Annotated in this window: 12 protein-coding genes; 11 read left to right on the top strand and 1 reads right to left on the bottom strand. The window is 52.6% G+C overall.

Annotated features, from left to right (window positions below; genetic code table 11):
* Positions 1 to 126 precede the first annotated feature (126 nt).
* The 4 genes from ACFSOY_RS01265 (at position 127) to ACFSOY_RS01250 (ending at position 2,523) form a co-directional block, all read left to right on the top strand.
* Positions 127 to 447, top strand: coding sequence for a rhodanese-like domain-containing protein (locus ACFSOY_RS01265; RefSeq protein WP_386043548.1), 321 nt, complete (start codon positions 127 to 129; stop codon positions 445 to 447).
* Positions 448 to 544: 97 nt separating this feature from the next.
* Entirely contained in the window at positions 545 to 1,027 is a 483-nt protein-coding gene (locus tag ACFSOY_RS01260) for a GNAT family N-acetyltransferase (RefSeq protein ID WP_386043546.1), read from the top strand.
* A 147-nt stretch (positions 1,028 to 1,174) separates the two neighbouring features.
* Complete coding sequence (locus tag ACFSOY_RS01255) at positions 1,175 to 1,684, top strand: GNAT family N-acetyltransferase (protein ID WP_386043544.1); 510 nt, start codon at positions 1,175 to 1,177, stop codon at positions 1,682 to 1,684.
* A gap of 395 nt (positions 1,685 to 2,079) precedes the next feature.
* A complete protein-coding gene (locus tag ACFSOY_RS01250; RefSeq protein WP_386043542.1) occupies positions 2,080 to 2,523 on the top strand; it encodes a universal stress protein in 444 nt (147 codons plus the stop codon).
* Positions 2,524 to 2,749: 226 nt separating this feature from the next.
* On the opposite strand, the gene fdhD is transcribed toward ACFSOY_RS01250, so the two are convergent.
* The gene (gene fdhD, locus ACFSOY_RS01245) at positions 2,750 to 3,541 is read right to left on the bottom strand and encodes a formate dehydrogenase accessory sulfurtransferase FdhD (protein ID WP_386043540.1); all 792 of its coding nucleotides are present in this window, start codon (positions 3,539 to 3,541) and stop codon (positions 2,750 to 2,752) included.
* Between the two features lie 103 nt (positions 3,542 to 3,644).
* On the opposite strand from fdhD, the gene fdhF reads away from it, so the two are divergent.
* From fdhF to ACFSOY_RS01210, 7 genes are all read left to right on the top strand, one after another.
* Positions 3,645 to 6,602, top strand: coding sequence for a formate dehydrogenase subunit alpha (gene fdhF, locus ACFSOY_RS01240; protein WP_386043538.1), 2,958 nt, complete (start codon positions 3,645 to 3,647; stop codon positions 6,600 to 6,602).
* Positions 6,595 to 7,083, top strand: coding sequence for a helical membrane plugin domain-containing protein (locus ACFSOY_RS01235; protein ID WP_386043536.1), 489 nt, complete (start codon positions 6,595 to 6,597; stop codon positions 7,081 to 7,083). The genes fdhF and ACFSOY_RS01235 overlap by 8 nt, the downstream gene beginning before the upstream one ends.
* A 334-nt stretch (positions 7,084 to 7,417) precedes the next feature.
* Positions 7,418 to 8,149: a tyrosine-type recombinase/integrase gene (locus ACFSOY_RS01230; protein WP_386043534.1), complete on the top strand. Its 732-nt coding sequence runs from the start codon at positions 7,418 to 7,420 to the stop codon at positions 8,147 to 8,149.
* A 480-nt stretch (positions 8,150 to 8,629) separates the two neighbouring features.
* Positions 8,630 to 9,313 (top strand): hypothetical protein, encoded by a 684-nt coding sequence (locus ACFSOY_RS01225; protein WP_386043532.1) that lies wholly within the window; start codon positions 8,630 to 8,632, stop codon positions 9,311 to 9,313.
* An 876-nt stretch (positions 9,314 to 10,189) separates the two neighbouring features.
* A complete protein-coding gene (locus tag ACFSOY_RS01220; RefSeq protein WP_386043530.1) occupies positions 10,190 to 11,437 on the top strand; it encodes an MFS transporter in 1,248 nt (415 codons plus the stop codon).
* 147 nt (positions 11,438 to 11,584) lie between these two features.
* A complete protein-coding gene (locus tag ACFSOY_RS01215) occupies positions 11,585 to 12,091 on the top strand; it encodes a thiamine pyrophosphate-binding protein (RefSeq protein ID WP_386043528.1) in 507 nt (168 codons plus the stop codon).
* An 11-nt stretch (positions 12,092 to 12,102) separates the two neighbouring features.
* Positions 12,103 to 12,651 carry a thiamine pyrophosphate-dependent enzyme gene (locus tag ACFSOY_RS01210; RefSeq protein ID WP_386043525.1) on the top strand — a complete coding sequence of 183 codons (549 nt, stop codon included), beginning with the start codon at positions 12,103 to 12,105 and terminating at the stop codon, positions 12,649 to 12,651.
* Positions 12,652 to 12,656 lie beyond the last annotated feature (5 nt).

The following is a 12,656-nucleotide window of genomic DNA, read 5'->3' as shown; positions in this document are numbered from 1 at the left end:
GTGACGTTCTCCACGGAGCAGGGGTGGCACGCTTCGAAGGCGAAGGTGAAAAACTGTTGGACAAACGAGGTCATGGTCGCGCAGAATATAGGTTTGAAGAGGCGCAGATAAGGAGGGGGACATCCGTTGGCAAAACCGAGGAACATCACGGCAGAAGAGGTGCTCGCGCGGCTCGACCGCGGGGATGTGTTGCAGATCCTCGACGTTCGCGAAGAGTCGGAAGTGACGCGGGGCATGATTCCAGGTGCCATGCATATCCGCCTGCCAGAGGTGGAGGAGCGATATGAAGAGCTTGACCCGGAGCTGGAGACGGTCGTCGTCTGTCGAAGCGGTCGTCGCAGTCGTTCCGCTTGCAATTTTCTCCAAGCAAAAGGCTTCACCAACCTGTTGAACATGAGCGATGGGATGCTCGCTTGGAAGGGGGAGCTTGAGGAATATTACCCATAAGTTCACTGTGAAAGCCTGTCGGACGTGGTACCCACTTCTCAAAAAGCGCGCGGACATGGTATCCTAGTTGCCAAACATTGAGAAAAGAGTGATTCCCATGTCAGACACCCTCATTCGTGCTCTTGAACCGTCCGATCGGGCGTGGCTTCGCGATTTTTTGATCGAGCATTGGGGCAGCCCGCAGATGGTCTACTCGAAAGGAATACATCATTGCGACAGATTGCCTGGGTTTGCTGCCTTCCAGAACGGTCACCCGATCGGTTTGATCACCTATGCGCTGAGCGATGAGACCTGCGAGATCGTCTCGCTCGACTCCTTACAAGAGGGCAAGGGCATCGGATCAGCACTGATCGAGGCGGTGGAAGGGGAGGCGGAGAAGCGCAACATCGGCCGCATCTGGCTGATCACCACCAACGACAATCTGAACGCGCTGCGCTTCTATCAGAAGCGCGGTTACCAGCTTGTCCACATACACCGCCATGCGGTTGCGAAAGCGCGCAAGATCAAACCGCAAATCCCGCTGATCGGGTTTGATGGGATTCCGATACAGGATGAGATCGAACTGGAAAAGACCTGCTGATCGCGATCGGCAGGTCTTTTTGGCAACTTGTTTTTTGTGAAGAGGAACTCGCAGCTCGTGCAAAAAACTAAGGTCATATCGATTCGGTTCCTGTAAAATAATTTCAGAACCCGAAAGAAACTTTGCGTTCAAAAGGTGGGGATTTGTTTGATCGTGCTTGAAACAGAGCGGTTGATCGTTCGGTATTTGACAACAGGTGATGCGGAGTTTATCCTTGAGCTTTTGAACGACCCGTCCTGGCTGAAGTTCATCGGCGATTTCGGGGTGCGCACGCTTGAAGATGCGCGCAACTACATTGTCAAAGGACCGATTCAGATGTATGAACGAGAAGGCTTTGGCCTGAATTTGACAGCGCGGAAAGCGGACGCGGTACCGATCGGGATCTGCGGCCTGATTAAAAGGGATACTCTGGAAGATGTGGACATCGGTTTTGCCTTCTTGCCGAGGTACTGGGGAAAAGGATATGCGTTCGAATCTGCTTCCGCTGTGATCGAGTACGGAACTCATAGCTTGAGACTGAAGCGAATCGTGGCGATCACAGCTCCAGACAATCATAACTCAGCGAAACTGCTGGAACGGCTGGGGATGCGATTTGAACGGATGATCAGACTATCTCCTGAGCACAAGGAAAGTCGGCTGTTTTCGATCGATTTCTGACCAGTATTTGTAAAGGTGATAGAGCGACCAAAAGCTGATCGAAACGAATGCAGCGCATCGCACCGAAGTAGCCTGAAAAATACTATCATTTCGCATTTCCCTGATCCCCCTGAGCGAATGATCAGGGAATTCCCCGATAGTCATCATCTTCGACTTGATCTATAGTTAAGAGGAAGAAGCCTAACCCGATATCTTCCAATTGTGTTGCCGCCGTCCAGCTGGACAGGCGGCCTTTTTTTTGCAAAAGAAGGATGGAACGGTTAACTTGCAGAATTGAAATATAGTTCAGGGAGTTCCGGCAGCAAAAATCAGGGAACCTCCCGACTTACAACGATGCTGCTTACATATAAACTGAAACTAGTACAAATGATACAGAACATAAGGAGGAACCGCCCATGTTCAAAAAAATTCTTGTAGCTCTCGATGGCTCGCAAGCGTCTGAAAAAGCGCTCGCTTGGGCAAAAGATACGCACGACTCACTGCCAGATGCACAAATTACCTTTCTGTATGTCCAACAGGTGCTGAAAGCATCCACGTTTGCGGCGTATGCGCCGGTCGGCTATAAGTTCGACTACGACCTGCAGGGGGCTGCCGAAGAGCTGCCATCTGAGCATCCGGCAAAGCGTGCGGTCGAACAGTTCACCAGCCAAGAGCGCGTGACCGGCTTGGCCAAACAGGGTGTACCGTCCGATGTCATCCTGAAGGAAGCGGATGCGGGAGAATATGATCTGATCGTCCTCGGTGCAGAAGGGCACGGTGTGGTCGAGTCGGTCTTGCTCGGCAGCGTCTCGGCGAAGATTCTCCACTACGCAAAAATTCCGGTGCTCATCGTCCGATAGTTTCGGTGCAAAAAACAGCTCGTTCGCCTGGCAATGTGTGCAGGCGAGCGAGCTGTTTGCTTTTTCCGGCGATCTTTCTTCCTTGAATGCGAATCAGCGTGCATTCAGAAGCTTGCGCGCCGGGCCCGCTTTTGCACTCGTCGAGCGCCAGATCACAAGTGGCAGTCGGAACTGTGCAAAAGCGGTACGAGCGCAGGATTTTTAAGGCTCGTATTGAATAAGCAATCTAAGCGCGGATGCGTTCCGAATGCGTGTATACATTGAGCGAGCGGTTACGAATGAATCCGACTACCGTGATTCCCAACTGATCGGCCAGATCGAGAGCGAGCTCTGTGGGGGCCGACTTGGAAAGGACGATTTGGCAACCGATCTTCGCTGTCTTGATCAGCACCTCGGAGGAGACCCGACCGCTGAAGACGATCACCTTGTCATCGAGCGGAATTCCGTTTTGTAAGCAGTGACCGTATATCTTATCGAGCGCATTGTGGCGACCGATATCGAGGCGAGCGATCAAGATCCCGTTTTGATCACAGAGGGCCGCATTGTGAACGCCCCCCGTCTCCCGAAAGGTCTCCGCTTCCTCCTGCATGCTCCGCATCAGGGCGAAGCAGTCGGTGTAGCGCAGCGATACTGTTTGCGCGAGTTGCTTTTTTACAGTTCGAGCATCGTTGTAGAAATAGAAGCTCTGACGGCTGTTACCACAGCAAGAGGTGAGGTAGCGCTTGGCATGCAAGTTTTTTGAAAGCGCATTCACCCGGTGGGTCTCTACATAGGCCAACCCGCGCTCCTCGTCGATCAGCACCTGTTTCAGATCTGCGCACTGTTCGATCACGCCTTCCGACGCGAGAAAACCGACGGTGAGCTCTTCCAAATGCTCAGGCGTGCACACCAGCGTGGCAAATTCCTCATCGTTTACAAAGATCGTCAGCGGATACTCGGTCACGACCAGATCTTCGCGTTGATTCACAACTCCCTCATGGTAGGTGGTGATCAACCTGGACTTTACAATTCGTTGCATCTGCGTCACTCCTCTTGCGTTCCATTATATCTGTGGCATATCCACCAGCAACAGCTGGCAATACTGAAATTGTTGAAAAATGTACGGTTAGGTGGTGCTACTGTTGAGCGATCAGAATTTTTCGATTCGAATCAATGATCAAGAATTTACGTGTCGGGCCGATCAGACCGTCCTGCAGGCGGCAAAAGCGCATGATTACTACATGCCGCACATCTGTTATCACAACGATCTTGGGCCGATTCAAAGCTGTGACACCTGCATGGTGGAGATCGATGGCGAGTTAAAGCGCGCCTGTTCGACGCCTGTCGCACCCGGAATGCAGGTTCATTCTGTCTCCGAGCGAGCGAAAGCAGCACAGCATGAAGCGATGCAGCGCATTTTGAAAAATCATGAGCTGTACTGCACCGTCTGTGACAACAACAACGGCAACTGCACCGTGCACAACACGGCTGCGTTTCTGCAGGTCGAACACAACGAATATGAGTTTACGCCAAAACCGTATGCGCCAGATCACTCTCATCCATTTTACCGCTATGAGCCAGACCAGTGCATCCTCTGCGGTCGATGCGTCGAAGCGTGCCAAGATTTGCAGGTCAATGAGACGCTGACGATCGATTGGAGCATGGAGCGCCCTCGCGTGCTCTGGGACGGCGGCGTGGCGATCGACGAGAGCTCCTGCGTATCCTGCGGGCATTGTGTGACCGTCTGCCCGTGCAACGCGCTGATGGAAAAAACGATGCTCAGCGAAGCGGGTTATCTGACGAGCATCTCCGAAGATCTGCTCTTGCCGATGATCGATCTGACCAAGGCGGTGGAGCCGAGCTATCAGGAGATCTTTGCGATCTCGGAGATCGAGTCGGCGATGCGCAGCTCGCGCATCAAGCGCACGAAGACGGTCTGCACCTACTGCGGGGTCGGCTGTGCGTTCGAAGTGTGGACGAAGGACAGGCAGATCTTGAAGATCGAGCCGCAGACAGAAGCTCCGGTCAACGGGATCTCCACCTGTGTCAAAGGCAAGTTCGGCTGGGACTTTGTCAACAGCGAAGAGCGGCTGACCACACCGCTGATCAGACAGGGAGACAAGTTTGTCGAAGCGACCTGGGAGGAAGCGCTCGATCTGATCGCCGACAAATTGGGAGCGATCAAGCAACAGCATGGCCCCGACTCGATCGGCTACATCGCCTCCTCAAAATGCTCAAACGAAGAGAATTTCATCTTTCAAAAATTTGCTCGCGCGGTGATGGGCTCGAACAATGTGGACAACTGCTCGCGCTACTGCCAATCGCCGGCGACAGCAGGGCTGATGCGAACGGTCGGCATCGGTGGCGATGCGGGCACGATTCATGACATCGCCGCAGCCGACCTCGTGATGATCGTCGGCGCCAACCCGGCCGAGTCGCATCCCGTTCTGGCGACCCGCATCAAGCGAGCGCAAAAACTGCGCGGTCAGAAACTGCTCGTCCTCGATCTGCGCAAACATGAGCTGGCGGAGCGCGCCGACCTGTTCCTTCGCCCCAACCCAGGCACCGATCTGGTCTGGCTGTCCGCTGTGAGCAACTACATCCTCGAACAAGGGTGGGAAGATCGGAGCTTTCTGCAAAACCGAGTGGTCGGATTGGAAGAGTATCGCGCATCGCTTACGCCCTACAGCTTGGAGTACGCGAGCGAGAAAACAGGTCTGTCCCGCGAGCAGCTGATCGAGATCGCCACGATGATCCATCAGGCCAAGTCGGTCGTGGTCTGTTGGGCGATGGGCGTCACCCAGCATCTGGGGGGCACCGACACCTCGACTGCGATTTCCAACCTGTTGCTCCTGACCGGCAACTACGGGCGTGAAGGGACTGGCGCCTATCCGCTGCGCGGTCACAACAACGTGCAGGGCGCCTGCGATTTTGGCACGATGCCCGCTTGGTTCCCCGGCTATGAGTCGATCACAGACGAGTCGGTTCGCGCGCGTTACGAAGCGGCATGGGCTGTCAAACTTCCGCCAGAGCCTGGCCTGAACAACCATCAGATGATCGAGACGATCCACGATGGCAAGCTTAAGGCGATGTACCTGTTCGGCGAAGACATGGGGTTGGTCGATTCGAACTCCAACCATGTGGATTCCGCTTTTGAAAAGTTAGATTTCTTCGTCGTGCAGGACATTTTCTTCACCCGCACCGCTCAGTTTGCTGACGTGGTGCTTCCAGCAGCGCCGAGCTTAGAAAAAGAGGGCACGTTCACCAACACGGAGCGCCGCATCCAGCGCTTTTACCGTGCGCTCGACCCGCTGGGCGATTCGAAGCCAGATTGGGAGATCATCCAGCTCGTCGCCAACCGACTCGGGGCGAACTGGAACTACCAGAGCACGGCGGAGATCATGGCGGAAGCAGCATCGCTTGCGACCATTTTTGCTGGGGTCTCCTACGATCGCTTGGCAGGATGGGGCTCGCAGGTCTGGCCGGTGCAGGCGGACGGTACGGACACACCGCTGCTCTACACGGAGCGCTTCGCCTTTCCTGATGGCTTGGCGCGCCTCTATCCGGTCGAGTGGACACCGCCGTTCCAGCCGGGAGCAGAGTATGATCTGCACTTGAACAACGGCCGACTGCTCGAACATTTTCATGAGGGGAACATGACCTACAAGTCGAAAGGTCTGACCCATAAAGTGCCGAGCGAGTGGGTGGAGATCTCGCCTGAGCTTGCGCAAGAGCGCGGGGTGCAATCAGGTTCGCTGGTGCGCTTGACCTCACCGTATGGCAGCGTGAAAGTGCGAGTGGAGGTCACCGATCGCGTGCGAGGGCACGAGCTGTACATCACGATGAACACGACGGGGGATGGGGCGGTCAACAAGCTCACCTCCTCCTATCATGACAAGGTCACGCACACGCCCAATTACAAAGAGATGAGCGTGAAGATGGAAGTGCTTGAACAAAAAGGGGAGCGTCCGCTGCCGAGATGGAACCATCGCTTCGGCAACCGTCAGCCGCAGATCGGCATCAAGATCGAGGAGAAGTGGAAGCGGGCAGACTATGTCCCGCTCGCAGAAGCGATCGAAGGAGGGGAGCGCCGTGGCTAAAGCGACCACACAGATCGAAAAGCGCGTGCTGAGCCAAGCGGAGCAGGATGCGCGATCGCTTAGCGAGCTGATCAGCGCGGTGGCGCAGCACAAAGACGCGCTGATCGTCTTTTTGGATATCATCGGCGAACTGCACGCGTCAGGCGCTCTGGAAATCGTACAGGGAGCGTTGAAAAACCGTCAGGCGATCGGTGCGATCGGACTCGATCAGCTGAACAAGTCGGGCGCCCAAAATCTGATCAAAAACAGCATGAGCACGCTGCAGTTTCTCGGCAAGCTCGACCCGGTGAAGATGGAGACGATGCTGACGTCGGTCGCTGCTGGCGTCGAGCATGCGGTCCAGCCGGCAGACGAGGAGCCGAAACAGTCGGTCGGGCTTTTGAAGTTGATGCAGCAGTTGCGCGATCCAGAAGTGAGCGCTTCGCTGATGATGTTGATGCGATTTCTGCGCGGCATGGGGGAAGCGAAACAGCAGGAGTAGCGCCAACGTCTGCGATCTGCTGGGCATTTCTCGGTCGATCGGAGAAAAAGGAAAATGAACGGAACGAAAACTCCACCTTGCATGAGAGAGCACCGCAAAACACAGCATAAAACTTGGAAACAGCATCTAACACGGATGCTGTTTCTTTTATAATGGAATTGATTCTACTAAGGGAGGGACGATTTTATGTTGTTTACATCAAAGCAAACCAAAGCATCCTTTCATGCAGAGCTCTATGAGCTGATCCCCGAATACCATGTTCTACGTAAGATCAACGAGGCAGTGAATTTCTCTTTCATACACGAGTGAGGGCTAGGCGTTCGAGCGGAAAGACGTGACAACGATCATGATACAGGATTATCGCTCGTACATGATGAACACGCTGGACCAAAAGCCCGCCACGATCAACAAGGCGCTGGCGACGTTAAAGACGTTCTTCACTTGGGCAGTGGAAGCGGGGCACATCGCCGCCGATCCAGCCCGCAAGGTACGTATGAAGCGCGTCCAGCAGTTTTCGGCCCCCAAGTGGATGACCGACCAAGAAATCAATCGGCTGACATACGCCTTAGAGACGGAGAGAAACGAGTTTAAAGTGACCAGAGATCGGGCGATCTTTTACACGATGTTTCGCGCTGGGCTGCGGGTCGGGGAGGTCAGTGATTTGAAGCTGACGCATGTTGATCTACGGCGTGAGATCGTGAGCGTTATGGACGGCAAGGGTGGGAAGTTCCGTGTTGTTCCGATGCATACGGAGTTGAAGAAGGTGCTAAAGACGTGGATTGCGGCTAGAGAAGCAAATGAAAAGCCGTTCCACCGAGAGAGAGGGTATCTGTTCGTTTCGGAACGTGTGGGCAAAATGATGACGCGAGGGATTGAACACATATTGGACACCTACCTTGAGCGGTGCGGCTTGTTGGAACGGTCAGCTGACGGCAAGAAGTTGGAGGGACAGCACTCGTGCCATTCGCTGCGTCACACGTTTGGGAAGCGTCAGGTGGACGCTGGACGACCGCTCAATGAAGTCAAGGAATTGATGGGGCATGACAACGTCCAGACGACGATGTGATACGTGGAGCCGTCAGAAGACGATCTCAGGAAGGCGATAGAGGCCGTCAGGTAGCGAAGGAGACGAATATCCGAGTCATTTAGTCAGAGTTTTATAAAATCCGCATCAGAACTGGCCTTAAACGTTCTCACCAAGTTTCCTAAATCGGTAAAACTCTGACAACCATTGGTTACATACATAAGACATGCTGATTCTTCGGCGTGTAACAGAATGAAGTAATCAAAGCTTGTGTTAGTCAGTGCCTCCAGATGGGGGCATTTTTTGTTGATTATGAACTGAAATATAAGTGCAAATGTGTCCATAGCTCACTAGCGTTGCATAAATAACTTCGGAACTTTCACTCCCTATGGAAATGTGCAACGCTAGTGAACCACTTTAGAAGAAACCCGAAATGTGATGACGAAATCATTGGATTCATTCAAAAAGTGTATTGACAAGTAAATTAGGAAGTATTATTTTATGTTAAAAGGAGGTATTTACATGAAAAGGAAGTTGTTCGGAACCTTAGCAATTGCCCTAGCAGTGTGCAATTTAACTTCTAGCTTTGTCTCTGAAGCCTCGTTTGTTCAGGGAACACAAAAGCATCAAGTGAAATCACACTCTAATCAGGAGGAAAAAGCAACTTCTTGGAACTACAAAGACCTTGAGATTGAAGTATTTCAAAATGGGGGGGTGTCTGATCAAGATAGAAAGAAATTTGAGACCGACATTGCCCTCATGCTCTCTAATGACAAAAATGCTCAAACTCAAAACTCAACAATTACCTCCAACAATGCCTCCAATGGAGACCCTTCCTATGTCCCAATTGGTGAAGGTGGAGCAACCACCATTTCAGGTCCAGCTTACAAAACCCATGACAACACCGTTACAAACTTTATAGTGGAGGCTTCCGTCCGTACTGTCTCGTTTTACTTATTGGCACAAGTTAAGTCACCGGCTTGGTTACAGGGAACTGTTCAAACTTGGCTCGTATACCTTCACGGGTGGCTGAATACTCATCAGTACGCTTATGTAGGATATAAGACCTCAAAGGCATGGAACAGCTATTACGGATACTACGAAATTTATGAAACCATCGTGTTCTACGAAAATTCCAACTACACTTCTCCGTCAAAAGTGTATTATTATGGAACTGGGCAAAACGCTGCTTCATACGGCTACTAAAATCGCACTGTGATTACCACCGAAGTAATTTCGGTGGTTCATATTTATATAGACGACTTAAGGAAGGAAGGTTGAATTTATGAGAAGTATCCTGTTTGCCATCATTGTGGGCGCAATTTTGACTACGGTTTTTCAAGTTGATTATTTCAGTTCCAATCTTTTGGTCACTTTTTTGGTATCAACGCTAGTCATTGTGATTGTAGATTCTGTAATGAGAAAACTAATGAAAAAAAGACCGGAAAGTAAGTAATTTTTACGAGTACCCTTACAAAGAGGAGGAAGGGGCATTGTCGATTAGAAAAACTTCGTTGATCTCGTACAAGAATTTCTTCGATTTCCATCAGTGCCCCCAACTCTCGCGATACCACACAATCAAGGTCAATCTAGCGCTACCCGCGGGAGTTTTTCAAGACCTCGTAACTGAACTCTCAAAATCAAACCTCGTCTGCGGCGCATTTCAAACAAAACGTCAAAATCCTTGATTCCGATCAACACCTTCGCTTCAAGAAACACAAGTGGGCCACGTTCCGGCAAACAAAGGCTGGTATCAGGGTTTCACCTGCGCCCCTCGTTCGCCAATCAGGATGACGCCTGACAAGATTGCCCTCTTAACGGCGAAGCCCAGTGATCGTTCACAAATGGAACAGCTCCTTGATGAAAAGGACATAACCTACGTTATTCGACCGAGAGGATATCTTTGAATAAGACTACCTCCGCAGGTTTGTTCTCTCGTTTCTCTTTGCGGTAAATATCATTGTTGGTGTTTTATGCAACGCTGGTGGTGTTGTTCAGAGCATCGGCTTTGATGCTGACAGAGCCGGAAAGGAGTTTTTTGTAAACTAGACTGAAAACTGATATGGACAGGGTAGGAGAAAGATGATTTCAACACAGATCGTCAAAGATTGTAATTTTATGAAGTATTGGGTTGGCAGTTTGTTTTCCGGTCTCGGCGATGCTGTGTTCGCGCTCTGCTTGACTTGGATGGTGTATGACGCGACCGATTCGGGGGCGGTGGTCGGCGCTTTGTTTCTCACACTCGGTGCGCCGCAAGTCCTGTTGACAGCGTTTGCAGGCGTGCTTGTCGATCGGATCAACCCGATCAAAGCGATGATCCTCTGCGGCTGGTCAAGAGTGCTTTTGATCGGCTTTCTTTTTCTGCTCAGCGCGTTCGGATCGCTTCCCTTGTGGAGCCTGTTCGCTGCAGCGTTCGGATTTGGGACGCTGGAAGCGTTCTTCTGGCCAGCCGCTTCGGCAGTTCGTCAGCGATTGGTGAAGCCGGAGTTGTATACTCAGTCGAACGGGCTGTTGATGATCGCGATGAAGACGACTGCGGTGATCGGACCGCTCGCAGGTGGCACGCTGACTGCGCTCGGAAGCGATCAGACGGTGCTCCTGCTGATCATCGCCGCCTTTTTCGGCGGCGTGCTCTTGCTGATGACGGTGAAGATCGATCCGCTTGCGGCGGTGAAACAGGAAGGGGCGACAAAAGTTCGAGCTTCTTATTGGATGGATTTGCAGGAAGGGGTCTCGTTTATCCTGCGCACGCCCATTCTGCTGGTCACCTCGCTCACCGCCTTTCTCGTCAATGCGTGCGCAAGCGTCGTGCCGATCGGAGCGCCCTTTCTGGCCAGTGCGCTCGGGGGCGGGGAACAGGAATTCGGTTGGTTGAACGCGAGCATCGGTGTGGGCGGGACGGTCGGCGCAATCTTGTTTGCGCTGTTGGTCATCAGGCGTCCGACGCCGCGGATGACGCTGATCGCCTGTTTTTTTGAGGGCCTGATCATCCTCTTGCTCGGGCTGACTGGGCATCTGTTGCTCGCGCTCCTGCTCTTGGCGCTGTTTGGCATCACCGATGCGGCGATCAACGTGATCGCTCCGAGCGTCACCCAGTCGATCGTGCCGCCTCAGCTGATGGGGCGAGTGGTCGCGGTGATGATCTTGCTGATGTCAGGCTCTGTGCCGATCGCACGGGCGGCGAGCGGCTATCTGGTGGAGGCGATCGGCGTGAACAGCGTGCTCGCGCTGAACGGAACGGTGGAAATGCTGATCGTGCTCGCCGCATTTTTCTTGCCAGCCATTCGAAATTATCGCACATCGACAAAGGTGGTCGCCGATTCTCTCTAGCGGGAATCTAGGCGACCACCATTTCTATTTTTAGCGATATAAAGTGAAAATAGAATTCTGGTACTTTGTTGTCTGAAATTTTACACTTTAATTCTTATCGAAGTTATATTATACTTTTTATACGTACTAACTAAAGGAGATTTTCATATGAGCAATGTGGCAGAACAATTTCTTCAACTGTTGATTGACAGAGGGCACCGTTCGTATACAGGTGTACCATGTTCGCTCTTGAAAGGTGCTTTTCGGTATTTAGAAGGGGAGATGGAGCAGGAACGGCCGCGCATCCGCTACGTGAGCGCAGTTCGTGAAGATTCGGCGCTCGGCTTGGCGGTCGGGATGTACCTCGGCGGCGAAAAGCCGGTGGTGCTGATGCAAAATTCCGGCTTGGGCTACTGCTTAAACGTGTTGACCTCGCTACATCTCGTCTACTCGATTCCGATGCTGTTGATCATCTCTTGGCGAGGGGCTGAAGGGATGAACGATGCGGTGGAGCATGAAGTGATGGGGAAAAACATGCCCGATGTGTTGTCGGCGGTGGGCATTCCCTACGTGCTTCTCGAAACGGACAAGATTGAAGCGAGTGTGGACGCCTGCTTGGCCAGGTTGGAGGCGGAGCAAAAACCGGTTGCTCTGCTGATTCGAGAAGCGTTGTGAGGTGAGCGATCATGAAGATGGCAGATGCGATGCAGGCGGTGTTAGACCGCTACCCGGATGCGTTATATGTGAGCACATGCGGCTATATTTCAAGAGATCTGTTCAACTTAAAGGACAGCTCTAACAACTTTTACCTGCTCGGCTCGATGGGGATGGCAGCTCCTGTCGCTCTGGGATTGGCCTTAACGCACCCGGACAAGACGGTGGTCGCGTTTGACGGCGACGGTTCTTTTCTGATGAACCTTGGCGTGATCGCGATGATCACCAGCGAGCGCCCGCAGAATCTCGTGCATGTCGTGCTCGACAATCGTTCCTATGAAAGCACAGGCGGGCAGAAGCCCGCTCGGTTTGAAAATATGGTGCAAGTAGCGCTTGCGGCAGGATACCAGCACGCGTACCAGATGGAGCAACCGTCTGAGATGGAGAGCGCTGAGCAGTCGAACGGTCTGACGTTTGTGCACGCTTTGATCGACCCGCGAACGGAGAAGATCGGCAAGCGGATCGAGTGGACGCCACAACAGTTGGTCGCTCGGTTCCGATTGAACTCGGAAAGAGGGTGAATCTG

Origin of the sequence: Tumebacillus lipolyticus (genome assembly GCF_042682745.1) — a bacterium.
GTDB classification, from domain to species: Bacteria; Bacillota; Bacilli; order Tumebacillales; family Tumebacillaceae; genus Tumebacillus_A; species Tumebacillus_A lipolyticus.
The sequence above is the reverse complement of the archived record's forward strand: the minus strand, read 5'-3'. Positions and strand labels throughout refer to the sequence as shown.